This window comes from Micromonospora sp. NPDC007230, from assembly GCF_042869115.1.
Taxonomy (GTDB): domain Bacteria; phylum Actinomycetota; class Actinomycetes; order Mycobacteriales; family Micromonosporaceae; genus Micromonospora.
In genome coordinates this window covers 1-24,111 of the sequence record NZ_JBIAFE010000025.1, presented here as the reverse complement: position 1 = coordinate 24,111, position 24,111 = coordinate 1, and the positions used below count along the sequence as shown (strand labels likewise).

The window sequence follows — 24,111 nt, the reverse complement described above, 5'->3', positions numbered from 1 at the left end:
CCGCGTCGCGCCACGCGCTCACCGACCGGCTCCGGTGATGCGCGCGGCGGCGAGCTTGCCGCTGATCAGGACCATGGGCACCCCCACCCCCGGCTGCGTGCCGGAGCCGACGAAGACCACGTTGCCGAGCGTCCGGTGCAGGTTGGTCGGGCGGAACGGCCCGGTCTGGAAAAGGTTGTGCGCGGCGGCGAACGGGGTGCCGGCGGCCATGCCCTGCTCCGCCCACTCGGCCGGGGTGATGGTGTGCAGCACTTCGATCCCGGCCCCGAAGCCGACGTAGCCCCGCTGCTCCAGGGTCTCGACGAGCTGGTCGGCGTACCGGCGGGTCAGGTCGCCGCGCCAGTCGAGGGGCGCCCGGTCGAGGTTCGGCACCGGCGCGAGCACGTAGTAGGTGTGCCGCCCGGCCGGGGCCACCGACGGGTCGGTCCGGCTCGGGTTCGTCACCAGCAGCGACGGGTCGGTCATCAGCTCGCCTCGCCGGATCACCTCGTCGAACGTGCCCTTCCAGGACCGTCCGAAGTGGATGTTGTGGTGGGCGATCTTCGCATAACCCTGCCTCGAACCGACGTGCAGCACCACGCACGAGGGCGAGTAGGTGAGCCGCCGCTGCCGGCCGGCGGGCAGCAGGTCCCGGTAGGCGACCGGCAGGTCGGGGTTGAGCACCACGACGTCCGCGGGGACGAACTCGCCGTCGGTGGTCACCACCCCGGTGGCCCGGCCGCCGGCGGTCTCCACCCGGCTCACCGTGGTCGCGTACCGGATCTGCACGCCGTGCTTCTCCGCCGCGCCGGCCATCGCCCGGGAAACCGCGTGGACGCCGCCGCGCGGGAAGGACACCCCGGCCACCGAGTCGAGGTACGCGATGACCGCGTAGATGGCCAGCGCGTCGTGCGGCGCGAGCCCGGCGTACATCGCCTGGAAGGAGAAGATCCGCTGGGTACGCGGGTCGCGGAAGAACTGGTTGATCTTCGTCTGGAGTCGGCGGAACGCCCCGTTGGCCAGCAGCTTCACCAGGTTCACGGTGAGCAGGTCGGTCGGCGCGTCCAGGTTGCGCTCGATGAAGTCGGCCCGCTCCCACTGCCACAGGTTCCGGGCGTAGTCGACGAACCGCAGGTAGCCGTCGGCCTCGCGGGGGCCGCAGACCCGGGCGATCTCGGCGGCCATCCGGGTGGTGTCGCTGATCACATCGAGCGTCGACCCGTCCGGGTAGTACGCCCGGTACGCCGGGTCCAGCGGGGTCAGGTCGAGCCAGTCGGTCAGCTCCTCGCCGACCGCGCCGAGCGCCTCGGCGATCAGGTCCGGCATGGTGAGCACGGTCGGGCCGGTGTCGAACTCGTACCCGTCGACGGCGAGCCGCCCGGCGCGCCCGCCCGGCACCGCCTCGCGTTCCAGGACGGTCACCTCCCGGCCGTGTCCGGCCAGGTGCAGCGCGCAGGCCAGCCCGCCCAGGCCGGCGCCGACGACCACCACCCGGTCGGTCCGTCTGGTCACGCTCCGCATGTGCCCACCTCCCTCACCGCTGCGTCGGTCTCGACGCCACTGCGTCGTTGGCCATGTCGGGGAGCGTACCTTAGGCTACGAGTTGCGTCGATTGATGCGTCGATATGAGGAGGGCTGGTGGACGCCGATCTCGCCGCGGCCTACGACCGTTGTCGTGAGCTGCACCGACGTCACGGTCGGACCTACTATCTCGCCACCCGCCTGCTGCCCGCTTGGAAACGGCGGCACGTGCACGCCCTCTACGGATTCACCCGGTACGCCGACGAGATCGTCGACTCGACCGAGGACCTGACGCCGGCCGAGCGCGCCGCCCGGCTCGCCGCCTGGTCGGACCGCTTCGCCGCCGGGCTGCGCGGGGAGCCGGTCGACGATCCGCTGCTCCCCGCGGTGCTGCACACCATCGCCATCTTCGAGCTGGACCCCGCCGACTTCGCGTCGTTCCTGCACAGCATGGCGATGGACCTGACGGTCACCGGCTACCCGACCTATGCCGACCTGCTCGCCTACATGGAGGGCTCGGCCGCCGTCATAGGCACCATGATGCTGCCGATCCTGGGCAGCTCCGACCCGACCGCAGCCCGGGAACCGGCCCGCCAGCTCGGCCTGGCGTTCCAGCTCACCAACTTCATCCGGGACGTCGCGGAGGACCTGGACCGGGGCCGAACCTACCTCCCCGACGAGCATCTGGCGATGTTCGACGTCACCCGTGCCGACCTGCTCGCCGCCCGGGCGGACGGGCACAGCACGCCGCAGATCCGCGAGCTGATCAAGTACGCGGTGACCCGCGCCCAGGCCCACTACGCGGCGGCCGCGCCGGGCATCCCCCTGCTCACCGCCGCCTCGCAGGCCTGCATGCGCACCGCGTACGAGCTCTACGGCGGAATCCTCGACGAGGTGGCCGCCCAGGGCCACGACGTCTTCGCGCGGCGGGCCCGGGTACCCGTGCCGCGGCGGCTGGCGGTGGCCGCGCGAGCGCTGCTCACCCCCGCCGGCACGCCGGTGGCCGTCCCCGGGCCGGCGATCCAGCCGGCGCTGGCCGTGTGAAAGGGCCCGTCACAGGCAGGAGTGCAGGGCCTCGACCAGCTCTGCCACCCGGTCGTGCTCGGCGAGGCGGGAGGTCGCGTACGCGAACGTGTAGCCGCGTTCCGGGTCGGCCCAGGCGCTGCTCCCGCCCATCCCGCCCATGCCCCAGCTCCCGTCCGGCTCCCACTGCATGCCCAAGGTCCAGTACGCCCGCCGGTCCAGCACCAGATCCGGGCCGTCGTACTGCACCCGGGTCGCCTCGGTGACCAGCTCCGGGCTGAACAGGCGTATCCCGTCGAGGGTGCCGCCGGCGAGCAGGCCCGCGTAGAGGCGGGCCAGGCCGGACGCGGTGGCGTGCAGGTTCACCGCCGGGACCTCGGCGGACCGCCACAGTGAGTGGTTCACCACCGCCAGGTCGAGGCCGCCGGCCGGGTTGCCGATCGCCCGGGCCCGCAGCGACCCGGGCTCGCCCAGCATGCGGGTCGGCCAGCCCGGATCGGCGTACGACAGGTCGGCGCAGCGCCGCTGGTCGGCCGAGCTCAGGCCGAAGCCCAGGTCGAGGCGCCACGGTCCGGCGATCTCCTCGGCCAGGAACCGGCCCAGCGACCGCCCGTCCACCCGGCGCACCAACTCGCCGACCAGGTGCCCGTACGTCCAGGCGTGCTCGCCCGCGACGCTGCCCGGCGCCCACTCCGGCTCGGCGACGGCCAGGTCGGCGCAGAGCAGCGCCCAGTCGGCGACCGCCCCGGCCGGCCGAGGCACCGGAAACGCCGGCAGCCCGGCGGTGTGGCTGAGCACCTGGCGCACGCTCGCCGGGGTGCGGAACTCCGGCCAGTACGCGGACACCGGCCGGTCCAGCTCGACCTGGCCCCGGTCGACCAGCATGAGCAGGCAGAACGCGGCCACCGGCTTGCCGACCGAGTAGACGTTGACCAGCGTGTCCGGCCGCCACGGGTTACCGGCGGCGGCGCGGTCGGCGGTGGCCGGGCCGGACATGACGCCCGCGCGGTGCCCGCCCGTCAGGTCGACCACCGGCTGCCCGTCGTACCAGATGGTCAGGCCGGCGCCCGTCTCCCGCCCGGTGGCGAGCAGGTCGTGGAAGCAGTCCCGGACCGGGGCGAAGCGCGCGTGCATCCGGCCACGGTAGGCCGTCCACGTCGGAACGGGCACGCTCAATTCCGCCCGCTGCGGTGGCTCACCGCCCACGCGTACGGGATGCTGGCGGGATGGCGGAGCCGGAACTGGTGGACGTGGTCGTGGTCGGGCTCGGGGTCGGCGGCGAGGAGGTGGCCGGGCGGCTCGCCGAGGCCGGCCTCACCGTCGTCGGGATCGAGCGGAATCTGGTCGGCGGCGAGTGCCCGTACTGGGGCTGCATCCCCAGCAAGATCATGATCCGGGCAGCGAACGCGCTGGCCGAGGCGCACCGGGTCAACGAACTGGCCGGCTCGGCGCAGGTCCGGCCGGACTGGGCGCCGGTCGCCAAGCGCATCCGCGAGGAGGCCACCGACACCTGGGACGACAGGGTGGCGGTGGAGCGCTTCACCGGCAAGGGCGGCCGGTTCGTCCGGGGCAGCGGCCGGCTCGACGGGCCCAACCGGGTACGCGTCGGCGACCAGGTCTTCGAGGCCCGGTACGGGATCGTGCTGGGCACCGGCACCCGCCCCTCGATCCCGCCGATCGACGGCCTGGCCGACACCCCGTACTGGACGAACCACCAGGCGATCGAGGTCGAGGAGCTGCCGGCGTCGCTGCTGGTGCTCGGCGGCGGCGCGATCGGGCTGGAACTGGCCCAGGTCTTCGCGCGGTTCGGCGTCCAGGTGACCGTGATCGAAGCGGCCGACCGGGTGCTCGCCATCGAGGAGCCGGAGGCGTCCGAGGTGGCCGCCCGGGCGCTGCGCGCCGACGGCGTACGGATCGAGACCGGGGTGCGGGCCGGGCGGGTCAGCCACGACGGCACCACCTTCACCATGCACGCGGACGGCACCGACTTCACCGGCGAGCAGTTGCTGGTGGTGACCGGCCGGAGGGCGCACCTGGAGGAGTTGGGCCTGGACACCGTCGGCGTGGACGCCGCCCAGCGCTACCTGCCGGTCAACGAGCGGATGCACGTCACCGAGGGCATCTGGGCGGTCGGCGACCTCACCGGCGAGGGCGCGTTCACGCACATCGCCATGTACCAGGCGGCCATCGTGGTGGCCGACGTGCTCGACCACATGCGGCATACCAAGGGCGGCCCGGACGCGAGCGGCACCGCCAGCGTGGTCGGCGGCGCCGCCGGGGCGGCCAGCGCGGTCGGCGGGGCGATGAGCGCCGGCGGGCCGACCGCCGCGCCGGGCAGCGTTCCGCGCGCCGACTACCGCGCGCTGCCCCGGGTCACCTTCACCGACCCGGAGGTGGGCGCGGTCGGCCTCACCGAGCGGCAGGCCCGCGAGCGCGGCATCAACGTCCAGATCGGGTACGCCGACCTGACCGCCTCGGCCCGGGGCTGGATCCACAAGGCCGGCAACGAGGGCTTCATCAAGCTGATCGCCGACGCCGACCAGGGCGTGCTGGTCGGCGCCACCTCGGTCGGCCCGGCCGGCGGCGAGGTGCTGTCCGCGCTGGTGGTGGCGGTGCACGCGGCGGTCCCGGTCAGCCACCTCCGGCACATGATCTACGCGTACCCGACGTTCCACCGCGCCATCGAGGACGCGCTGCGGTCGTTGAAGTAGGCCCGGCTCAGTCGGCCGGTGCGCCGTGGCGGCCGGCGCCCTCGGTGAACCGGGCGGCGCCCTTCATCGCGTCGGTGATCAGCGACTCCGTGCCGAAGGCGAGTTCGGTGGCCATCGCCTCCGGCTCGGGCAGGCCGGCATTGGCGAGCAGCGCCGCGCGGTCGTTGCGCAGGCAGGTCTGCGGGTGCCCGGCGATCTCGGCGGCCAGCCGCTCGGCCGCCGCCCGGGCCTCGCCCGGGGCGACCAGCCGGTTCACCAGACCCATCGCGTACGCCTCCTCGGCCGGGACCGGGCGGCCGGTGAGGATCAGGTCCATGGCCCGGCTCTCCCCGATCAGCCGGGGCAGCCGCACCGTCCCGCCGTCGATCAGTGGTACGCCCCAGCGTCGGCAGAACACCCCGAGCGTCGCGTCCGACTCGGCGATCCGCAGGTCGCACCAGAGCGCCAGCTCCAGGCCGCCGGCCACGGCGTACCCGGAGATCGCGGCGAGCACCGGCTTGGACAGGCGCATCCGGGTCGGGCCCATCGGGCCGTCGCCCTCCGGCTCGACGCGGTTGCCGCGGGGCGTACCGATGGCCTTGAGGTCGGCGCCCGAGCAGAAGGTGCCGCCGGCGCCCCAGAGCACGGCGACCGCCGCGTCCGGGTCGGCCTCGAACGCGCGGAACGCGTCCGCCAGGGCCCGGGCGGTCGGGCCGTCGACGGCGTTGCGGGCCTCCGGCCGGTCCAGGATCACCGTGGTCACCGGCCCGGCATGCTCGACGCGTACTCCCATCGGGTCAGCATGCCCTCGACGTCGGCCGGCGTGCCAGCATCGCCGCCGTGTGGGGGGCGGCAGGATCCGTGCGCTGTGCGGCGAGTGCGGTTACTGGTCAGCGCGTGCTTTGGAGCTGATGGCGTAAACGAATCGGGCCGGCGCGAGTTGGTTCCCGAAAGCCGCCTCCAGATCTTGGACAGTTTCTGTCCGCCACGAACGGCAAATGGACGAGATTCGAAAATGCGCGCCAGGACGAGGCGCGCGACCTGACCCGGCGCTTCCTCTCCTGGGCCCGGGCTCGGTGACCGGCTCGAGGGCGCGGCCCGCCCGGTGGGCGGCGCGAGCCGCGTGGCCGGTGAGCGCTCAGCCGCGGCGGGCCAGGGTGGCGCCGAGGGCGGCCCCCACCACGCAGGCCACGCCGAGTAGTTGCGGCCAGGCGAGCAACTCGCCGAGCAGCAGCGCGCCCACCAGCGCCGCCACCGCCGGCTCCAGGCTGAGCAGCACCGCGAAGACCCGTGCCGGCATCCGGCGCAGCGCGGCCAGCTCCGCCGAGTACGGCAGCACCGACGACAGCAGCGCCACCCCAAGCCCGAGCGCCACGATGCGGGGGTCGAGGAGTTCCGCGTCGCCGGACGCCACCCCGAACGGGAGTACGCAGAGTGCACCCACCGCCATGCCCAACGCCAGCCCCCGGCTGCCCGGCACGTGCCCGCTCATCGCCTTGCCGAGCAGCACGTACCCGGCCCAGCCGACCGCGATCAGCGCGCAGAGCAGCAGCCCGAGCGGGTCGACCCCGATCCCGCCGAGCCCGGCCAGGAGCAGGACGCCGGCCCCGGCCAGCAGCGCCCAGAGCACGTCGACCACCCGGCGACTGCCCAGCAGCGACACCAGCAGCGGGCCGGCGAAGCCGACCGTGACCGCCACCCCGAGCGGCACCCGCTGCAGGGCGGCGTAGAAGGCGAGGTTCATGGCGGCCATCGCCACCCCGAACGCACCGACCAGCCCGGCCGCCCGCCAGCCGGGCCACCGCGCCGGGCGGGTGACGGCCAGCAGGACCAACGCGCCGAGGCCGAGCCGCAGCGTGGTGGTGCCCCCGGCGCTGGTGGCGGCGAAGAGCTGCTTGGCCACCGCCGCACCGACCTGGGTGGAGACCATCCCGAGCAGCATCAGCAGCGGCGGGGGTACGGCCTCAGGGCGGCTCAGCGCCGCGACCAGCCGGGCCGCTGGCAAAGACGACGGGGTGCGGGAGGCGTGCGCGTACACCCGGACCACGATGGCGGCCGGCGGCGCGGAAGGCGACGGATTTACCGCCCCGAGGCGGCTCCGCGAGCTGACACCCGATGGGGTGATTCGGGGTTGCCGCCCGGTTTGGGAGCTCGGCTGCCGGGAAGTTGGACCGGGTGCGCGGACTATTGATGAAACTCGAACAGAACTCCCGGCTCGACGGGATCGGCGACCGGCTTCAGCGGGCCGTCCAGGGCACCCTGCGCGGCCAGCGGATCCGGGACTTCCTGCACGGTGTCTGGCTGGGGCACCCGCTGCACCCGGCGATGGTGCAGCTGCCTGTCGGCGCCTGGATGAGCGCCGCGGTGCTGGACCTGATGCCGGGGCAGCGCCGGGCCGCGACCACCCTGATCGCGGCGGGCACGGTGACCGCCGTACCGGCCGCCGTCGCCGGACTCAACGACTGGGCGGCCCTGTCCCGCGACCAGCGGCGGGTCGGCCTGGTGCACGCCACCGCCAACAGCATCGCCCTGGCCTGCTACGTCGGCTCGCTGGTCGCCCGGCGGAACGGCCGGCACGGCATGGGCCGGGCGCTCGCGTACGCGGGGCTGTCGGCGGCGAGTGGTGGGGCGTACCTGGGTGGGCACCTCGCCTACAAGCAGGGGGCGCAGGTCAGCCAGAGCATCTCGGAGATGCACCTGATGAGCGAGGGCTGGCACCCGCTGGGTGACCTGTCCAGCGTGCCGCAGCGGCAGCTCGTCACCCGGGAGATCGACGACGTGGCGGTGATCCTCTACCGGCACGGCGACGACGTCACCGTGATGCTGGAGCGCTGCCCGCACCAGAGCGGCCCGCTCGGCGAGGGCAAGGTGGAGCAGGTGGACGGCCACGACTGCGTGGTGTGCCCGTGGCACGGCAGCACGTTCCGGCTCAACGGTGGCGAGGTGGTGCACGGGCCGGCCGCCAACGACCAGGTCATCCTGCCGACCCGGGTGGTCAACGGCCGGCTCGAGGCCCGCCTGCCCTGACCGGGGCCGCGGGTCAGTCCTTCCGATGCCGGCCGATGGCCAGCGCCCGGCCCGCGGCCCGGGCCACCGGCCGTCTCCGCAGGCCGAGCACCGCCCCGATCTGCGCGCCGACGATGCTCGCCACGGCCAGCACCGCCGAGATCGCCAGCGGCCGGTTGATGCCGTCCTCGGCGGTGGCCGGGGAGGCCCCCGCCGCCATCGCCGGCGGCTGGCCCGCCGATTCCGCCACCGTGGGCCCCGCCCCGGTCCGCCCTGGGGACGGCTTCGCCTTCGGCGCCTGCCCGATCGCCCCGGCACCGCCCGCGTTCGACGTCACGCCCGCTCCGTTCAGGGGCGTCGTCGACGATCCGGGCGCCGCCGGTCCGTCCGGAGCGGCGGCCGGCGTACCCGGGCCGGGGGCCGGCCGGGCCGGGGTGACCACCGCTCCGGTGGCGTGCCGGCGGGCACCGTCATCCACCGCGCCCGCGGGCAGTTTCAGCAGTTGGCCGGGGCGGATCCGGTCCGGGTCGGCGAGCCGGTTCAGCCGGGCCACCTCCCGGTAGCGCTCGAAGTCGTCCAGGTACCGCTCGGCCACCGTGCCCAGGTAGTCGCCCTTCGCCACCCGGTAGACGGCCGGCGCGCCGGCGTCGGACGCCGGCGGGGCGGCGAGCGCGGGAGCGGCCACCTGTTCCGGCGGGGCGGCGCGCCTCAGCGTGGCCTGTTCCGGCGGCGCGGCCACGACCGGCGGCGCGGCGGCGGCCGGCGGCGCGGCGGCGAGCGGCGGCGCGGCCACGACCGGGGGCGCGGCGGCGGCCGGGTACGGGGCGGTCAGGCTGGCGGCGCTCGCTGCGGCCGGGCTCGCCGCCAGGATCAGCGCCACCGAGCCGACCAGCGCGGCCGCCGCCCGCTGCTGCCGGCGCATCCCGGGCAGCCGGGGCGCCGGCCGGCGCAGCGCCGCCGCCAGCAACTCCACCAGTACGGAAAACGCGAACGTCGCCCAGCCGAACCAGCCCACCACGGCCAGCGCCCGCAGGAAGAGCTGCCCGTCGTCGCGGCTGGTCAACGCCGTACCCACCTCGGCGAGGGTGGGCAGGTGATCGGGGAGGGGGTTGCCGGCGAAGGCGAGAAGCGCGAGCGGCCCGCCGGCCAGCACCGCACAGAGCACCACGAGGGCGCCGAGCCCGGTGAGGACCTGGCCGGTCCGCCGTACGGCGGAGCGTTGCGGTGCGGCCATGGCTGCCTTCCTTTCCTTACGGTGCCCCGGTGAGCGCCCGCGCGGTGGCCTCACCGGTGACGGTGACGGGGTTGTCCAGGCCGAACAGGCCGAGCAGGTTCCGGCGGTAGGTGATGCGGACGCGCACCCGGATCTGCTTCTCGCCGTCGACCACCGGGAAGCTGACGTCGTGGCCGCGGACCCCGCCGGCGGCCCGCAGGTAGTCCGCGACAGCGTCCCGGGCGCCCGCCTCGTCGATCTCCTTCGGGCCGCCCTCGATCGCCCGGGCCCGGTCGATGACCTGGCCACCGCTGCGGGCCGCCTCGGCGGCCAGGTTGTCCGCGCGCTGCAACGAGCGGAGCTGCCCGGCGCCGTCGTAGGCCAGGCTGATGATCACGAGTACGCCGGTCATCGCCACGGCGAGGAAGATGCTCACCCGGCCGCTCTCCGACACGTGCCCACCGCTCATCGTCGACTCCGGTAGGTGTCCAGCGGGGAGGTGAAGCTCGCCGAGATGGTCTTGCCGCCCGGCACCCCGGGCAGCCCGGGCGCCCTCAGGTCGGCGAAGGAGACCCTGCAGGTCACCGTGACCGTGACGGTGGCCGGCACTCCGGGCGCGCTGCGGTACGCGGCGGCGAAGCTGGTTTCCCTCTCCCGTACCGAGCCTCGGAAGGACAGTGCCGGCGGGGCGGTGCAGTGCAGGCCCGACCAGTCGAGCTGACGGCGGGCCGCGTCGGTGGCCGCGGTCCGGCCGGCACCCGCGTCCCGAGCGATCGAGGCGGCCCGGGCGGCATCGTGCGCGGCCGACTCCACCGCCTCGGCGGCCACGGCCGTCCGCCCGGCCACCCCGGCCAGCACCATCAGCCCGATGAAGGCCGGGGCGAGCACCGCCACCTCGATCGAGACGGAACCCCGTTCCCGCCGGCCCGCCATGCGCCTCACCCCGTCGTCCAGCGTTCGACCGTGCCGTGCGCGGTCTGCCGGACCGGGAAGTGGACCCCCGGAATCACTGACAGGCTGCGCCCGCTGACCGTGCAGGTGACCTCGGTGGCGGCCGTCGTGCAGGTGGGGCCGGGGGCCTGCCAGTCGACGAGCCAGTCACCGGCGGCGCGCAGGAAGGTGCTGGCCCGGTCCCGGCCCGCGTCGGGCGGGGCCTGGAACGCACGCTGGGCGTTGACCCCGGTCTGCGCCGCGTTGAGGGCGGTGGACCGGGCGACGAACCAGACGGCGACCTGGATCGAGGCGAAGAGCAGCACCAGGATCGCCGGCATCACCACCGCCAGTTCGACCGGGTTGGCCCCCCGCTCCGCCCCGCCTTCGGCGACCCGACCACGGACGACGGCGGCGATCCGCCCCGGGTCGCACCGGCCGGTGGTTCGGCCGGCGGACGCCGGCCGGGTCCGGTCCGTACGAGCGGGGCGACGCATCACGGCGCCTTCGGCGCCGTGTTGTCCGGGATGGCGTTCATCCAGTTGTTGGCCTTGGCCAGGGCGAGTCCGGTGACCGCCATGGCGACCGCGACCAGGCCAAAGATGATCACCGCGGTCGGCACCGGGCTGTCGCCGCGCTCGGTGTCCCGCCGTAGCTCGGCCAAGCGGCTGGTCACCGCGGTGTACAGGTAGGTGGACAGGCGCATGGTGTTCTCCTTCTCGCAGGTGGCTCACAGACGGGCGAGGAACGGATAGACGGCGAAGCCGAGCAGTACGAAGACCAGCAACGAGCCCGGGATGTCCAGCCGGCTGGTCACCCCCTCGGCCCGGGCCAGGTTGTCGGTGCGGATCTGGTCGCGCAGCGAGTCGGCGCGGCTGCGGAGGGTCTCGTGCACCTGGGCGCCCTCGCTGCCGGAGGAGCGCATGATCGCGCCCACGTCGCCCAGCTCCGGGATACCGATCCGGTCGGCCAGCTCCTGGAGCTCGTCCCAGGGCGAGTGCATCTGGAGCTGGGCGATCCGCAGCGCCTCCCGGATCCGGTCGAAGACCCAGCCGTCGCAGACCGCCGCCGCCCGTTCCAGCGACTGCACCGGGCCGTGCGCCGCGGACAGCTGCAACGCCACCAGGTCCAGGTAGGTGCAGACCGCCTGGCGGAACTCGTCCCGCGCGGCGTCCGCCTTCGCCAGCACCTCGCGGTGGGCGAGCAGACCGGCCAGGAACGCCACCCCCAGGCTGCCCAACACGGGTACGACCAGCGGCAGCGACACCCCGCCGAGGAACAGCACCGCCGACGCCAGGGCCGGCGTGGCGAACCCGATCAGGGCGGAGAGCAGCACCGACAGGGCGTACTGCTCGGGGGTGCGGTCGAGCAGGGCGAGCTGCCGGTGCGGCGGGCGCAGCCAGCGGGAGAAACCGCCCAGCCAGTCCGGCCCGCCCCGGGCGGTGGCCAGTTGCCCGGGCGGCTGGTGCAGCCGGCGCAGCGCGGGGCCGAGCGCGGGGGTGGCCGGCAGCGCCTCGCGGACCAGCAGGAAGAGGCCGAGCCCGACGGCGGCCCCGCCCAGCACGGCCGCGGCGAGCTGCCAGTTGAGGATCACCTGAGCCTCTTTTCGTTCGCGACCGCGGGGCTCGCCAGCACACTCCGCGCGCTCACGCCGCCGCCTCGCTCCGCGCCGCGGCGGCGCGATGCGCCGCGCTACTGAGCTTGATGGTTCGCTCGCTCCGCTCGCTCACGCGATCACCTCGTCCGGGTCGGGAGCCGGCAGGAAGCGCGCGGGCCGGGGCGGCTGGCTCATCGACCGGACCCAGACCAGCAGCCCGATGAACGCGCCACCCAGCACCGCCATCACGAGCTGCCCGACCGGCGTCCGGTACGGCCGGATGTACTCGGTGTTGACCAGCCCGTACGCGAGCGCGGCCAGGGTCATCCCGGTGAGGAAGCGGACCGCGAACCGGGGTTGGGTGCGCTTGGCCTCCACCTCCCGCCGGGTGGCCACCTCGGCCGACGCGGCGGCGGCGATCGAGCCGAGCACGTCACCCAGCCGCTCGCCGCGGTCGGTCAGGTGCAGGATCAGCGCGGCCACCACCTGGTCGCAGACCGGGTCGCCGATCTCGTCGGCGAAGGCGAGCAGCGCCGACCTCGCCAGCCAGCCCGCCTGGAGCCGGGCGGCGAGGGTGCGTACCTCCTCCTGGATCTCCTCGGGGGCGGTGGCGATGGTGCCGACGATGGCCTGCTGGAGGCCCTGGCCGGTGCCGCAGATGTCCTTCAGCCGGCGGGTCCACTCGCCGACCGCCTCGACCCGGGCGATGGCCCGCTGCTCGGCCCGGCCCACCCCGAAGAGCCACGGCACCCCGGGCACCGCCAGCGCCACCAGCAGGCCGACCACCGGCAGCCCGGTCAGCAGGAAGGACACCGCGCCGGCCACCACCGCCGCGCCGAGCTGCACCTGGTACTGATGCCGCTCCCGTCGGCTCGCTCCGGACCCGGTCCAGACCCGGCGCAGCACCGGCCGGGTGCCCGCCGCCGGACCCGCCGGCCGGTCGGTGCCGACCAGCGCGACCACGGCCAGCACCAGCCCGGCCACCGCCGCCGCGCCGGAGAAGAGAGCGACCAGCTCGATCATCGTCATGAGCCTGCCTCTGTTCGCGACTGCGGGGCTCGCAGGACCGGTTCACTCCTCGCGCTCATGACTGCCGCCCGTCGAGGTGGGTGTGCCGGGGGCGGCGCCAGGCGCCGGTGCCGGCCTCGATGAAGCGGGTCAGCAGCCGGGCGTCGTAGCCGACGCGCAGCAGTTGGTCCCGGATCCGCTCGGGGAGGTGGCGGGGGACCGCCCGGCCGTCCGGCCCCGGCCCGAAGACCGAGGTGGTGGTGATCCGGTTGCCGTCACCGACGCCGATCACCTCCTCGACATGCGAGACGAAGCGGTGCTTGCGACCGCCGATCGCCGTCTCGTCCTCCACCGTGACGTAGACGATCAGGTCGAGCGCGTTGCCGGCCATCCGGCGCGCCTGGTCGACCGTCATCTCCCGGCCGTGGGAGAGCGCGAGCTCGATGATCCGTTCGCTCACCCCCGCCGGGGTACGGGCGTGGATGGTGCACATCGACCCGCGGCTGGTGGTCATGGCCTGGAGCATCGGCACGATCTCCCGGGACCGGACCTCGCCGACGATGATCCGCAGCACGCCCATCCGCAGCGCGACCGGGATCAGGTCGGCGATGCTCACCTCACCGGCCGGGCGGCCGTCCAGCCCGCGTTCGCCGTGCCCCTCCCGGGCCTCGAAGCTCATCACCGCCCGGTGCCGCTGCCCCCGGCGGGCCGGCAGCAGCTCGCGGCTCTCCTCCAGCAGCACGTACGGCTCGTCCGCCGGGATCTCGTCCATCAGCGCCCGGATCACCGTGGTCTTCCCCGCCCCGGCCAGCCCGGCGACCATGATGTTCAGCCCGGCCCGCAGGGACGCGCGGAGGAAGTCGCGCAGCAGCGGGTCGATCATCTCGTCCAGGTCGGGCCGGCCGCCGGCGATGTCCTCCAGGCTCACCGCCAGGGTGTTGTGCTTGCGGATCACCGCGTACGGGCGGTGGCTGACCAGGAAGACCGCGGCGAGCCGGCTGCCGTCCGGCAGTTGCAGGTCGAGGGTCGGCTTCGAGGTGGACAGCGACCGCTCGGTGGCCCCGGCCCGGCGGGCCGCCGCCTGGAGGATCTCCACCAGTTCGTCGTCGCTGTCGGCGATCGGCTCGGCCCAGTCCACGCCGCCGCCGTGCCGGGTGATGCGTACCTGGTCGCAGCCGAGGATGTGCACCTCCTCGATGGTCTCGTCGACCAGCAGCGTCTGGAGTCGCCCCAGGCCGACCAGCTCGGCGGTCACCTGGTCGAGCAGCAGCCGTTCCGCATCGGCGGGCATCGGCGTGCCGGCCCGGCGCACCGAGTCCGCGTACGCGGAGACCACCGCGACGGCCAGCCGGGCCCGCTCGACCTCCTCGGCGTCCGCGTCGAACTCCCGGCCCCGCTGCCAGAGGGTGAGCCGCTCGCTCAACTCCCGGCGCAGCTCGCGGACCACCGCGAAGTCGACCCGGGGGCGGGGCGGCGGTGAAGGCGCCGGCGGCGCGACGGCCGGTGCGCCGGGATGGTGCCGATTCGGCGGGACCAGCGGCGGCACGGTGGAGGTGGCGCCGGGCTGCTGCCCGCGCGGGTCGTGGGAGACCGGCTCAAACCGCACCGGACACCCCCGGCCCGCTCGGTGCGGTCACCGCCCGCGGTGGCGCCGCCCCCGGCCAGGCCAGCCGGGCCCGCCGCCGGTCCAGCAGCGCCCCGACCGGCACCTCCAGGGCGCCGGCCGCGCGCATCAGCGGCCGGCCGGAGCGTACGGTGCCGCCGAGGCTGAGCACCGCGGCGGTACGCGGGTCGTGCGGCAGCCGGGCGATCACGGGCAGCCGCAGCGCCTTGCTGATCTCGCTGGTGCCGTGCCCGTCCCCGACCACCAGCAGGCGCAGGGTGCCCGGAGGGACCCGGTGCTCGGTGAAGTCCCGTTCGATGGCGCGGACGGTCGACCGGGTGGCCGACAGGTCCGGCAGGTGCGCGCGGGTGACCAGCAGCACCACCGCAGCGGCCCGCAGCACCGGCCACGGTGGGCCGCCCACCTGGAGCCGGCCACAGTCGACCAGCACGTCGTACGGCGGGACACCCTGCTCCAGACTCGTGAAGAAGTCGGCGAAGCGCTGCCAGAGCGGGCTCACGCTGCCGGCCTGGGCCGGGTCGACCACGCCGGGCAGCAGCAGCCGCTCCCGCTTCGGGGCGTCCAGGTCGACCAGCTGCGACCAGAAGGCGCCCTCCAGGTTGCCGTCGCGCAGCTCACCGACGGCCAGTTCGCCGATGCCCCGGGGACCGTCGAGCGCGCCGCCGAGATAGCCGGCGAGGATCGAGCCGCCCGCCGGGTCGCACTCGGCCAGCACCAGCCGCCGGTGCCAGCTCAGCGCGGCGGCCAGCGCGGCGGTGGTGACGCCCGGGGAGCCCTTGGCCGAGACCAGGGCGATGACCGCCATCAGGCCGCCCCGGTGAGCACGAGCGCGATCCGGTCGTCCGCGGCGAGCGCCACCACCGCCGGCACGTCCCGGACGGCCAGGGCCAGATAGACCACCACATCGTCGTGCTCCGGTGCGACGGTGTCGATCACCGTGGCCTCGAACCGGGTGCCGCCGGCGCGCGCCCCGCCCTCGGCGTTCCTGTCCGGGGTGCTGATCAGCAGGACCTTGTCGCCGGGGTGGAGCGTACGGGCCGGCACCTGGCTCGGCTTGAGCCCGAGCGCGAGCTGCTGCTGCCCGGGCCCGAGCAGCGGGGCGTCGGTGAGCTGCGCCGCGGTGAGCAGGGTGCCCGGGGTCAGCCGGACGGCCGCCCGCAGGCCCACCACCTCCTTCAGCCGCCGGGTCGGCACCGGCTGCAGCCCCTGGCCGCCGGAGACCCGTACCGCGACCAGGTCGTCGGCGCTGAGCTGCCGGCCCACCTCGACCGGGCGGGCCACCGCCAGGTAGCTGCCGGTGGACCGGACCGAGGTGACCGCGAAGGCCGCGCCCAGCCCGCCGAGGGCGATCAGCAGCACCGCCAGACCGAGCAGGCCGGGGCGGATCCGCCGCTGCCGGACCACCCGGGGCGGCGCCACCGGCGCGTCCAGCGGGGTCCCGTTCCGGGTCGCCACACTCACCGGGCCACCATCCTCGCGCTCATCGGGTCACCACCTGGAGTTCGTTGATCTGCACCGGGACCGTGCCGCTGACCCGGCTCTGCGCGATGTCGCCGCTCTCGCCCCCGCCGACCCAGCGCACGGTCCAGTAGGTCGTGGCGCTGACCTGGTAGGTGCCGGCCCGGGCGTACCCGCGGTGGTAGCCGCAGTCCGGGGAGGTCAACCCGGCCCGGGGGCCGTCGGCGGCGTACGGGGTGCCCGGCTTGCGGCAGGTGATGCTGCTGCCGTCGCCCATGTTCCAGACGATCCGGGTCACCCGGGCGGTGATCCGGACCGTCAGCCCCCGGTCCGAGGCGGAGGCGCGCAGCGGCCCGAAGTAGGAGGACCCGCTGCTGGCCCACATCCAGACCGGCAGGCCGACCAGGCCCGGGCCCTTGCTCCGTCGGGGCGCGACCGCGATCCGCGGCGGCAGCAGCGAGATCGAGGCGAGCGCGCGGCGGGCCAACTCCTCCGGGTCGGGCGGCGCGCCGTAGCCGGGCGGCGGGGCGTCCCGCAGCACCATGGTCTGCGCGCCCAGGTCACCGCCGTTGCAGGTCTGGAGGTACCACTGCTGGCCCTCGGGCGCGGCCTGCTGCGGCTCGGCCAGCTTGTAGTAGCAGCCGTCAGCATTGTTGAACCAGCCCAGCTGGTCGTCGTAGCAGGGGATGGCCCGGCCGTTCCACTGGCACTTAGGGGCGGTGCCACCACCGTTGCCGCCCCCGCCGGCGTTCCCGCCGCCGCCCGGACCCGGGACGCCCGGATCGTCGTCCCAGACGTTGCAGTCGTTCTGGCCGGGCGGGCAGTCGCCGCCGGGGCCGGCCGCCCGGGCGGGTACGCCGGTCAGCGTGAGCAGCAACGCCAGGCCGGCGGCGAGCAGCAGCCTTCGGGGTGTCCCGGCCCGGGTCGGGCGGGCCGGGACACCCCTTCCTCCCCAGGTCAGCACGGCTGGTCCTGATGCGCGGCACCGGCGGTGATCAGCCATCGGCCGTCCGGGTAGCGGGCGGCGGTGGCGGTGGCCAGGTACCGCCCGCCGCGGGTGCCGGGGACGAGCCGGTGGTCCTTGGCGTAGACCAGGCGGTAGCCGGTGGCGTCCAGGCAGTCCTGGATCTCCACGACGGGCGGGTCGGCGGCCAGGTCGACCGACACGACAGTGGGATCGGAAACGAGCGTTCCGGTGCGCATCGCGCCGTGCTCCTTCGCCTCACGAATTGCCACCCGAACCCGGGTCAGCAGTGGATCCGCCAGGAATCGGGCCAGCGCGGGATGCGCCGGGTCGCTGCGCGCGCTCGCCGTGCGGGACGCGTCCAGATAGCCGGAATAGGCGGCGAGGGCGGCTTTTCCGGCCGCTTGTTCGTCGGCCGTCGATTGGGTGGCCGGCGCGCCGCCGGTCCCGGTCAGTGGACGGGCCGCCGCCTCCGGTTCGGTGCCGCAACCGGCGCTCGCACCCAGCAGGGCAAGGCTGAGCAGGCAGCTTGTCCAGCGGCGGGAATCCCGTGTGCGCAACGCCGTGCCCTCCTCGGTGATGGCCCGGAGCGGTCGCGCGGGCGTACTCCGGGCATGCGGAAGCGCGCCCGGATGAATGTGACCGGGCCTCAACTGACTGCCGCTGCAATTACCTGTGTTGATCTTTACTGAATTCGAAAGGTTGTCTCCGATTGGCCTCCGACGCCAATTGCTCGGGGTTGCGCCGTACCCAAGGGGCGAGCATAGGCTGACGTCCGCCGATGCAACAGAGGCAATTCATTCGACTACTTTGAGTGATGGCAGGTGGTGGTGGTCGGTGGGTGTCCGAACGGCGACGCTCGCCCGACGGGCAGTCAGGCTGGTGGCAGGAGTGCCCGCAACCTGTCAAGAGCCCGGCCGGGCCGGTTGGCGGTCGAGCGGTGGAGGAATGGGTGGCATCGGTGCCTCTGGTCCGATCCGTCCCGCCGGAATCCGGGCTGTTCCACTGCGGTTGGTCGCCGATCTCCCGGCCTCCGGCCGCTGCGGTCGGGACGCCGGTTTCCGCGCCATCCGCCACACGTCGGCGCGGCCAATATCACTCTCCGTGATCCAGAGTGGAACGGTCAGCAACCGTGCCGGAGGGGCGACGTGACGACCGTACGGCTCCGGGGCACCGGATCGGAGACCCCTGCCCGGCGTCCGGTGGTGCGGCTGCTCGCCGCCCTGGCGCTCGTACCGCCGATGCGGCTGGCGGTCGCGCGGTACGCCGTACCCCCGGGCTCGGTGGACCGGGCCGGGTGCGACCGCTGCGGCACGCCGGTCGGCCTGGACCGCCCGCTGCCGGCGCTCGGGCCGGCGGCCCGCTGCCCGGGCTGCCGGGCCCGGATCGGCGCGCCGCCCGGCGCGGTGGAAGCCGCCCTGGCCGCGGCGGTGGTGGCGCTCGCACTGGCCGACGGACCGCTCGGCGGGCGGGCGGCGGTCGCCTGGTGGCTCGCCTGGGCGGTGCCGCTGGCCCTGATCGACGCGGCCGTGCACCGGCTGCCGGACCGCCTCACCTATCCGGCGGCGGCCGGCGTCTGGGCGCTGCTCGGGGTGGCCGCGCTGGCCGGGGCCGGTCCGGCGCCCTGGCTGCGGGCCACCGCCGCCGGGCTCGTCCTCGGCGCGGGCTTCGCCGCCACCACCCTGCTGCTCGGCCGGCGCGGGTTCGGGCTCGGCGACGCCAAGCTCGCCCTCGGCGCGGGCGCGCTGCTCGGCTGGTACGGATGGTCGGTGCTGATGGTCGGGCTGGTGCTCGCCGTCAGCCTCTCCGCGCTGGTCGGGCTGGCCCTGCTGGCGGCACGCCGGGTCCGCTGGTCCAGCCACCTGCCCTTCGGCCCGTTCCTCATCCTCGCCACCGCCCTGGCCCTCCTCCTCACCCCCTGACGCCGCCCGCCGCGCCTGTCCTCCGTCGCCACCCGGTGGCCACACCTTCACCGAAAGAGTGGCCATCACGCGCGGGACAAGGACTGTTTCCGTGAAGCTGCGGCCAGGGTGGTCATGGGCACGGCGGCGGCGGGTGGATCAGCGGCGGGCGGGGCGGGTGAGTGGTCGGGCGGCGCGACGGCTGCGCCGAGCCAGCAGCTCGGCGACCGGGCGGGCGGCGAGCGGGGTGAGCAGGGTGCCGACGAGGACCCCGAGCAGCAGGCCGGCGGCCACGTCGTGCGGGTAGTGCACCCCGACGAAGGTGCGGGACAGCGCGGCCAGCAGGGCCAGCGGGGCGGCCACCAGGCCGATCCGGCGGTGCAGCAGCAGCGTGGTGGCGGCCAGCGCGCCGGCGATCGTGGCGTGGTTGCTGGGGAACGACCAGTCGCCGACGGGTGGGCAGTGCCCGGCGACGATCACCAGGTCGGCGGGGCTGCGGCAGGGCCGGTCCTCGGCGATCAGGTCCTTGAGCCCCTCGCTGGCGCCGTACGACAGCAGCACCGTGACCGGCGCGGCCAGGGCGAGTGCCCGGCCCCGGGCGTCCCCGCCGGCCAGCCGGGTCAGCGCGGCCAGCACCATGAGCACGCCGAGCAGCAGGATCGCACCCTCGGTGAAGTGGGTGGCGAACCAGTGCACCGGCTGCGGCGTGCTGTCGGCGTACCGCACGATGTCGTGGTACCAGTCCGCGCTGATATCCGGAACGTCGGTCATGACGGCGTCAGTCATGGATCACCTCACCAACTGTTCATACTCCGTTCACCCGGAGGGTGTCGGGAAAATCCCCATCGGGCACCGGAGTCTCAGGCGGTTCACAGCCGGTTGGCAGGGATCACGCAGTGGCGGGGAGGGGCTATGGAGCGTCGGACGGGTGGGGCGGCGCCGGCTGCGGGGGCACCCCGGACATACGCTCGACGACCTCCTCCAGCGCCTCGAAGGCGTACGCCCAGTTGTGGCACTTGAAGCTGCGCAGCCCCTCGATCGGGCTGCGGCAGTCGGCGCAGTGCACGCCGGGGATGGCGTCCGGCACCTCGGTGTTCACGTATTTGCGCTCACCGAGGATCACCCGGGCGATCATCGTGCGGTCGTGCACCCCGTGCAGGGCGGAGGAGACGATGTCGTACCAGTTCACCCGGCGACCGCACTTCGGGCAGTCCGGCTCGTCGCCGCTGACCCAGAGCGGGGCGCCGATGCTGCGCGCCGGCATGTTGAGCAGCTTCTCCAGCCGGCGTACGTCCGACTCCGGGGTGGTCCACCGGTGCCGGCCCGGCAGCGAGGCGGGCGAGTCGTAGACGGCGCGGAACACCACCGGACCGACCTCCACGGTCTCCCGTCCACCGGTCATCGGTACCCCCTCACTGCAGCATGCTTGCCACCGTCGTACCAGGTGGCGGGCATTCGCAGCCGGATCATGGACACGACGGGCCAGCGGCGTGTCGCTCAGCGTGTCACACCCCATCAGGGCCCAAGCATGCTTCGACCGCCGACCCGGTGACCAGGGCTTCCAGGGTTGATCGTTAACACGTATCGTGCACCTGCCGCCGCGTGCCGCGGGCGCGATCCGCCGGGCCCGGCCTCCCCTGACTACCTCCCGCGAGGAGTTGCGCTGTGCCCCGACACCACCCCCGACGACCCCTCGCCGCGGCGATGGCGTCGCTCCTGGCCGCCGGTGCGGGGACGTTCGCCGCTACTACGGCCCCGGCCTTGGCCACCACCGGCTACTCCACGAACACCTACGGGCTGACGGCGAGCAACGGCAGCAGCTCCCTCACCTTCTCCGACGGGCGGGTCTTCACCAACTCGGCCAGCGAGAAGATCAACTGCGCTTCCTGGTCGCCTGACGGCAGCCGTGCCGCCTTCGTCAACCGGGACGGCGCGATCCGCACCCTGCGCTACGACGACCCGGATGACGTCCACCAAGTGGTCGGGCCGGAGGCCGGAACGGAACGCCGCGACCCGAAGTGGATTGGGCGCACCGGCGAGATCATGTGGGCTGCCAAGCCGCTGGGCCGGCCGTGGCAGATCGAGTCCACCCGCAACTACAACGGTGTCCGGAACCCCCTCAGTCCATGGGACGGCGCGAACTACTCGAACCCGGACAGCGACAACGCCGGCGACATCGTCGCCCAGCGCCAAGCCGACGACGGCGCCGGCAACCCGAGCGGGACCGCGTCCATCGGAACGCTCGACGACTACCGGCACTTCGAGGAAATCGCCACCAACGCCAGCAACCCGACGATCTCCCCGGACGGAAAATGGGTAGCGTTCGTGCGGGACGGCGACATCTGGAAGATCTTCCGGTACAGCGGACAACTGACCCGCCTCACCAACAACGGCGGAGTCCACGACAACCCCGAATTCTCGCCGGACGGGCTCTCGCTCCTGGTGAACCGGACCGCTGTGGGCTCGGACACCCCGACCGTGGTCCGGATCGATTCGAGCGGTAGCTGGCCCGACCGCTTCTGGGCCATCGACGGACTCAGCGGCGTGCCGGCGTACCAGCCGCAAATGCAGGACCGGACGGTGCGCGTCGCCGGCAAGGACCGGTTCGGCACCGCCGTGGCCGCCTCCCAGGCCCACTGGCCCAAGCACGACGACCCCGCCGACGTCCGCCCGCGGGCCGGAGCCGTCGTCCTGTCCCGTTCCGACACGTACGCCGACGCGCTCGGCGGCTCGGCCCTCGCCGCAGCCAAGAAGGGGCCGCTCCTGCTGACCCCGCCCACCGCGCTGCAGCCGCAGACCGCCGACGAGATCCGCCGGGTACTCCCGGCCGGCGGCACCGTCTACCTGCTCGGCAGCGAGGGCGCCCTGTCCCGCGCCGTGGCTGACGCGGTGGCCGGGCTCGGCTACAAGGTCGTCCGGCTCGCCGGCACCGACCGCTTCGGCACCTCGATCGCGATCGCCAACGCGATCAACCCGAACCCGCGTGAGGTGCTGGTCGCGACCGGGATGAACTTCCCCGACGCGTTGGCAGCCGGCGCCGCAGCCGGTTCCCGCAACCGCCCCGGCAGCGACATGTCCGCCGTGGTGGTGCTGACCAACGACACCAAGCTGCCACCCACGACCAAGGCCTACCTCGACGCCCGTCAGACCGGCGGCAGCAAGCTCATCGCGATCGGCAAGCAGGCGGTCGCGGCGACCGACCCGTACCCGACCCTGGACTTCGCCGGTAAGGACCGGTTCGAAACCGCCAACGTGGTTAACGTCCACTTCTTCGGCAAGGGCGGCAGCGTCGGCCTCGCCACCGGCATGGACTGGCCCGACGCACTCGCCGGCGGTGCCCTGATGGCGACGCTGAACGGCCCGCTCATGCTGACCTTCGGCACCCAGGACACCCTGCACGCCGCAGCCAAGGAGTACGCCGACAAGTTCAGTGGCGCGGTCGACACTGCCCTGGTTTTCGGCTCGTCAGCCGTGGTCAGCGACCCGCAGGCGGTCGAGCTCGGCAAGACGATCAGCGGCCCGATGGGCAGCTCGATGGCCACCAACGGAACCATCGTCAACTAGGGACGTCCCGAGCGCGAACGAAAGGGCTCGGCGCCACCGCCGGGCCCTTTCGCATGGCCTTCGCGTAGGGTCAGGGCATCAGGCCGAGCTGCGCCATGATGCCCGCCAGGTCCGGGTGAATGCTGAGCTCCACGAACAGCCCGTCCTTCACCCGAGCGAAGTACGCTCCCCGCCCAACCACCGTCTTGCCGGTGGGCGGCACCTGCCTCGAACCCACCGCCATGGGACCGGTATGGGTCCCGGTGAACTCAACCTCGGCGGCGACCGAGCCATCATCCTCGTCCACGAGGCGGCTGGTACGGCGAATCCGCATGTCCGGCAGCGCGGTCAGCCGTGCCCGCACGTACTCGCGCGCGCCCTCCTTGGTTGTGACTGGCGCGCCGATCGTGGTGTCGCGAAGCACGAAATCATCGGCCAGCAGGTCAACGAACGCATCGAGACGGTGGGTGTCCCACGCCGCGAGCCGGGCATCGTCCAGCCTTTCGAGGGCTTTCCTGTCGATCGCGCACCTCCAGCCGGCAACCTCGTACGCTCTCGGTACATCCTGCCTGGGCATCGCCGATCAGCCGTCGCATATCGCTTGTCCGATCACGATCATGGCGGTGACGTCGGCCGGGCTGCAACGTCCATGACCGTCCGCCCGCCCGCCGGTTCGCGTGCTCGGCGGGACTGTCGGCGGAGACCCGCCGACGGCTGTCGGGCGCTGCCGGCTTGGCTTCTCCTGCAACCGCTGATTGGCGTCCGGCACCGGCCTGATCGAGGTTTGCGCTGGCTTCCTGCTGCCTCCGGCCGTTGAACCAAACACCCGGTGCGCGTTCATCTGTTATCCGATGGCAGCTCCAACAATCGGCTGCCGATCTAGCCGGGCGGGTGCTTCCAGATGCCCAGGTAGACACGGTTTTTCTAGCCCGACATGTGGATAGCGAATTTGTCGATCGCCATGGTTACGTTTTGCGTGAAGGTGATGCCATCGAGGCATCCGGCCGGCGGATGGGTTCACGCCGGCCTCCACTTTCCACTCTGGGGGATGACTTGAAGAGAAGGCTGATCGGTTTCGCCTCGGCGCTCGCTGTCGCTGTCGGCGGGTCTCTGGCCGTCGCCGCTCCGGCGCAGGCCGCCCCGGCCGTGATGATCACCAAGGTCTACTACGACTCCCCGGGCAGCGACACCGGATCCAACAGCAGCCTGAACGCCGAATACGTCCGGCTGACCAACAAGCGCAGCACCGCCATCAACCTCAAGGGCTGGTACGTGCGCGACAAGGCCGGCTACACCTACAAGTTCAGCAGCGACTACAAGGTCGCCGCCGGGAACAGCATCATCATCCACACGGGCAAGGGCACCAACAAGGGAACCCACCGTTACTGGGGTCGCTCCTGGTACGTCTGGAACAACACCGGCGACAGCGCGTACCTGCGCAACCCGTCCGGCTCCCTCATCGACAGCTGCACCTGGACCAAACGCGGCAGCGGCTACACCTACTGCTGACGCCGTAGCTTGGGAACGCCGGTCCTCCTACGTTGGGCCGGCGTTCTCTGTGAGGTGATCTCAGTAGCGCATAAGGGTTGATCGGCGCGACACGGACGAAGGCGGCGATTCGGTCGGCAGTGGAAACAGGCGTGGAGCCATCGAT

25 protein-coding genes are annotated in these 24,111 nt (G+C 73.6%); 6 read left to right on the top strand and 19 right to left on the bottom strand.

Annotation, left to right across the window (positions count from 1 at the left end; translation table 11 throughout):
* Positions 1-18: 18 nt before the first annotated feature.
* The gene (gene crtI / locus ACFYML_RS28560) at positions 19-1,500 is read right to left on the bottom strand and encodes a phytoene desaturase family protein (protein ID WP_387423568.1); all 1,482 of its coding nucleotides are present in this window, start codon (positions 1,498-1,500) and stop codon (positions 19-21) included.
* Positions 1,501-1,617: 117 nt separating this feature from the next.
* Between crtI and ACFYML_RS28555 the strand changes: the two genes are divergently transcribed.
* Positions 1,618-2,544 carry a phytoene/squalene synthase family protein gene (locus tag ACFYML_RS28555; RefSeq protein ID WP_387423566.1) on the top strand — a complete coding sequence of 309 codons (927 nt, stop codon included), beginning with the start codon at positions 1,618-1,620 and terminating at the stop codon, positions 2,542-2,544.
* Positions 2,545-2,553: 9 nt separating this feature from the next.
* Here the strand turns inward: ACFYML_RS28555 and ACFYML_RS28550 are convergent, their stop codons facing one another.
* Positions 2,554-3,657 (bottom strand): serine hydrolase domain-containing protein, encoded by a 1,104-nt coding sequence (locus tag ACFYML_RS28550; protein ID WP_387423565.1) that lies wholly within the window; start codon positions 3,655-3,657, stop codon positions 2,554-2,556.
* A 92-nt stretch (positions 3,658-3,749) separates the two neighbouring features.
* Between ACFYML_RS28550 and ACFYML_RS28545 the strand changes: the two genes are divergently transcribed.
* Positions 3,750-5,234: a dihydrolipoyl dehydrogenase family protein gene (locus ACFYML_RS28545; protein WP_387423564.1), complete on the top strand. Its 1,485-nt coding sequence runs from the start codon at positions 3,750-3,752 to the stop codon at positions 5,232-5,234.
* A 7-nt stretch (positions 5,235-5,241) separates the two neighbouring features.
* On the opposite strand, the gene ACFYML_RS28540 is transcribed toward ACFYML_RS28545, so the two are convergent.
* Positions 5,242-6,006: a crotonase/enoyl-CoA hydratase family protein gene (locus tag ACFYML_RS28540; protein ID WP_387423563.1), complete on the bottom strand. Its 765-nt coding sequence runs from the start codon at positions 6,004-6,006 to the stop codon at positions 5,242-5,244.
* 345 nt (positions 6,007-6,351) lie between these two features.
* A complete protein-coding gene (locus ACFYML_RS28535) occupies positions 6,352-7,251 on the bottom strand; it encodes a DMT family transporter (protein ID WP_387423562.1) in 900 nt (299 codons plus the stop codon).
* Between the two features lie 137 nt (positions 7,252-7,388).
* Between ACFYML_RS28535 and ACFYML_RS28530 the strand changes: the two genes are divergently transcribed.
* Positions 7,389-8,240 carry a Rieske 2Fe-2S domain-containing protein gene (locus ACFYML_RS28530; protein WP_387423561.1) on the top strand — a complete coding sequence of 284 codons (852 nt, stop codon included), beginning with the start codon at positions 7,389-7,391 and terminating at the stop codon, positions 8,238-8,240.
* A gap of 13 nt (positions 8,241-8,253) precedes the next feature.
* On the opposite strand, the gene ACFYML_RS28525 is transcribed toward ACFYML_RS28530, so the two are convergent.
* The 12 genes from ACFYML_RS28525 to ACFYML_RS28470 all read right to left on the bottom strand — a co-directional run bounded on the left by ACFYML_RS28525 (position 8,254) and on the right by ACFYML_RS28470 (position 17,468).
* Positions 8,254-9,453: a LysM peptidoglycan-binding domain-containing protein gene (locus tag ACFYML_RS28525; RefSeq protein ID WP_387423560.1), complete on the bottom strand. Its 1,200-nt coding sequence runs from the start codon at positions 9,451-9,453 to the stop codon at positions 8,254-8,256.
* Between the two features lie 16 nt (positions 9,454-9,469).
* Positions 9,470-9,901, bottom strand: a complete 432-nt coding sequence (locus tag ACFYML_RS28520; RefSeq protein WP_387423559.1) for a hypothetical protein — start codon at positions 9,899-9,901, stop codon at positions 9,470-9,472.
* Positions 9,898-10,365: a TadE/TadG family type IV pilus assembly protein gene (locus ACFYML_RS28515; RefSeq protein ID WP_387423558.1), complete on the bottom strand. Its 468-nt coding sequence runs from the start codon at positions 10,363-10,365 to the stop codon at positions 9,898-9,900. The genes ACFYML_RS28520 and ACFYML_RS28515 overlap by 4 nt, the downstream gene beginning before the upstream one ends.
* Before the next feature lie 5 nt (positions 10,366-10,370).
* Positions 10,371-10,859, bottom strand: coding sequence for a TadE family protein (locus ACFYML_RS28510; protein ID WP_387423557.1), 489 nt, complete (start codon positions 10,857-10,859; stop codon positions 10,371-10,373).
* Positions 10,859-11,068, bottom strand: a complete 210-nt coding sequence (locus ACFYML_RS28505; protein WP_387423556.1) for a hypothetical protein — start codon at positions 11,066-11,068, stop codon at positions 10,859-10,861. The genes ACFYML_RS28510 and ACFYML_RS28505 overlap by 1 nt, the downstream gene beginning before the upstream one ends.
* Before the next feature lie 24 nt (positions 11,069-11,092).
* Positions 11,093-11,953, bottom strand: a complete 861-nt coding sequence (locus ACFYML_RS28500) for a type II secretion system F family protein (protein WP_387423654.1) — start codon at positions 11,951-11,953, stop codon at positions 11,093-11,095.
* Positions 11,954-12,088: 135 nt separating this feature from the next.
* Entirely contained in the window at positions 12,089-12,988 is a 900-nt protein-coding gene (locus ACFYML_RS28495) for a type II secretion system F family protein (protein ID WP_387423555.1), read from the bottom strand.
* A gap of 55 nt (positions 12,989-13,043) precedes the next feature.
* A complete protein-coding gene (locus ACFYML_RS28490) occupies positions 13,044-14,573 on the bottom strand; it encodes a CpaF family protein (RefSeq protein ID WP_387423554.1) in 1,530 nt (509 codons plus the stop codon).
* Positions 14,563-15,396, bottom strand: a complete 834-nt coding sequence (locus ACFYML_RS28485) for a ParA family protein (RefSeq protein ID WP_387423553.1) — start codon at positions 15,394-15,396, stop codon at positions 14,563-14,565. Before ACFYML_RS28485 ends, ACFYML_RS28490 begins: the two co-directional genes overlap by 11 nt.
* Positions 15,396-16,052: an SAF domain-containing protein gene (locus tag ACFYML_RS28480; protein ID WP_387423552.1), complete on the bottom strand. Its 657-nt coding sequence runs from the start codon at positions 16,050-16,052 to the stop codon at positions 15,396-15,398. The genes ACFYML_RS28485 and ACFYML_RS28480 overlap by 1 nt, the downstream gene beginning before the upstream one ends.
* A 19-nt stretch (positions 16,053-16,071) precedes the next feature.
* Entirely contained in the window at positions 16,072-17,013 is a 942-nt protein-coding gene (locus ACFYML_RS28475) for a hypothetical protein (protein ID WP_387423551.1), read from the bottom strand.
* A complete protein-coding gene (locus ACFYML_RS28470; RefSeq protein WP_387423653.1) occupies positions 17,007-17,468 on the bottom strand; it encodes a hypothetical protein in 462 nt (153 codons plus the stop codon). The genes ACFYML_RS28475 and ACFYML_RS28470 overlap by 7 nt, the downstream gene beginning before the upstream one ends.
* A gap of 786 nt (positions 17,469-18,254) precedes the next feature.
* On the opposite strand from ACFYML_RS28470, the gene ACFYML_RS28465 reads away from it, so the two are divergent.
* Positions 18,255-18,935: a prepilin peptidase gene (locus tag ACFYML_RS28465; RefSeq protein ID WP_387423652.1), complete on the top strand. Its 681-nt coding sequence runs from the start codon at positions 18,255-18,257 to the stop codon at positions 18,933-18,935.
* Positions 18,936-19,073: 138 nt separating this feature from the next.
* On the opposite strand, the gene ACFYML_RS28460 is transcribed toward ACFYML_RS28465, so the two are convergent.
* Positions 19,074-19,700: a phosphatase PAP2 family protein gene (locus ACFYML_RS28460; RefSeq protein WP_387423550.1), complete on the bottom strand. Its 627-nt coding sequence runs from the start codon at positions 19,698-19,700 to the stop codon at positions 19,074-19,076.
* A gap of 124 nt (positions 19,701-19,824) precedes the next feature.
* Entirely contained in the window at positions 19,825-20,316 is a 492-nt protein-coding gene (locus tag ACFYML_RS28455; RefSeq protein ID WP_387423549.1) for a hypothetical protein, read from the bottom strand.
* Between the two features lie 263 nt (positions 20,317-20,579).
* Between ACFYML_RS28455 and ACFYML_RS28450 the strand changes: the two genes are divergently transcribed.
* Complete coding sequence (locus ACFYML_RS28450) at positions 20,580-22,478, top strand: cell wall-binding repeat-containing protein (RefSeq protein ID WP_387423548.1); 1,899 nt, start codon at positions 20,580-20,582, stop codon at positions 22,476-22,478.
* A gap of 70 nt (positions 22,479-22,548) precedes the next feature.
* On the opposite strand, the gene ACFYML_RS28445 is transcribed toward ACFYML_RS28450, so the two are convergent.
* Complete coding sequence (locus ACFYML_RS28445; RefSeq protein ID WP_387423546.1) at positions 22,549-23,034, bottom strand: ester cyclase; 486 nt, start codon at positions 23,032-23,034, stop codon at positions 22,549-22,551.
* A 476-nt stretch (positions 23,035-23,510) separates the two neighbouring features.
* Between ACFYML_RS28445 and ACFYML_RS28440 the strand changes: the two genes are divergently transcribed.
* Positions 23,511-23,966: a lamin tail domain-containing protein gene (locus ACFYML_RS28440; protein ID WP_387423545.1), complete on the top strand. Its 456-nt coding sequence runs from the start codon at positions 23,511-23,513 to the stop codon at positions 23,964-23,966.
* The last annotated feature ends 145 nt before the right edge of the window (positions 23,967-24,111 follow it).

Coding starts and splice junctions, on each gene's coding strand:
- ACFYML_RS28460 (WP_387423550.1), bottom strand. CDS start 19,700: ATGACTGACGCCGTCATGACCGACGTTCCGGATATCAGCGCGGACTGG.
- ACFYML_RS28465 (WP_387423652.1), top strand. CDS start 18,255: ATGCGGCTGGCGGTCGCGCGGTACGCCGTACCCCCGGGCTCGGTGGAC.
- ACFYML_RS28525 (WP_387423560.1), bottom strand. CDS start 9,453: ATGGCCGCACCGCAACGCTCCGCCGTACGGCGGACCGGCCAGGTCCTC.
- ACFYML_RS28545 (WP_387423564.1), top strand. CDS start 3,750: ATGGCGGAGCCGGAACTGGTGGACGTGGTCGTGGTCGGGCTCGGGGTC.
- ACFYML_RS28515 (WP_387423558.1), bottom strand. CDS start 10,365: ATGGCGGGCCGGCGGGAACGGGGTTCCGTCTCGATCGAGGTGGCGGTG.
- crtI (WP_387423568.1), bottom strand. CDS start 1,500: ATGCGGAGCGTGACCAGACGGACCGACCGGGTGGTGGTCGTCGGCGCC.
- ACFYML_RS28505 (WP_387423556.1), bottom strand. CDS start 11,068: ATGCGCCTGTCCACCTACCTGTACACCGCGGTGACCAGCCGCTTGGCC.
- ACFYML_RS28520 (WP_387423559.1), bottom strand. CDS start 9,901: ATGAGCGGTGGGCACGTGTCGGAGAGCGGCCGGGTGAGCATCTTCCTC.
- ACFYML_RS28485 (WP_387423553.1), bottom strand. CDS start 15,396: ATGGCGGTCATCGCCCTGGTCTCGGCCAAGGGCTCCCCGGGCGTCACC.
- ACFYML_RS28510 (WP_387423557.1), bottom strand. CDS start 10,859: ATGCGTCGCCCCGCTCGTACGGACCGGACCCGGCCGGCGTCCGCCGGC.
- ACFYML_RS28455 (WP_387423549.1), bottom strand. CDS start 20,316: ATGACCGGTGGACGGGAGACCGTGGAGGTCGGTCCGGTGGTGTTCCGC.
- ACFYML_RS28445 (WP_387423546.1), bottom strand. CDS start 23,034: ATGCCCAGGCAGGATGTACCGAGAGCGTACGAGGTTGCCGGCTGGAGG.
- ACFYML_RS28550 (WP_387423565.1), bottom strand. CDS start 3,657: ATGCACGCGCGCTTCGCCCCGGTCCGGGACTGCTTCCACGACCTGCTC.
- ACFYML_RS28495 (WP_387423555.1), bottom strand. CDS start 12,988: ATGACGATGATCGAGCTGGTCGCTCTCTTCTCCGGCGCGGCGGCGGTG.
- ACFYML_RS28540 (WP_387423563.1), bottom strand. CDS start 6,006: ATGGGAGTACGCGTCGAGCATGCCGGGCCGGTGACCACGGTGATCCTG.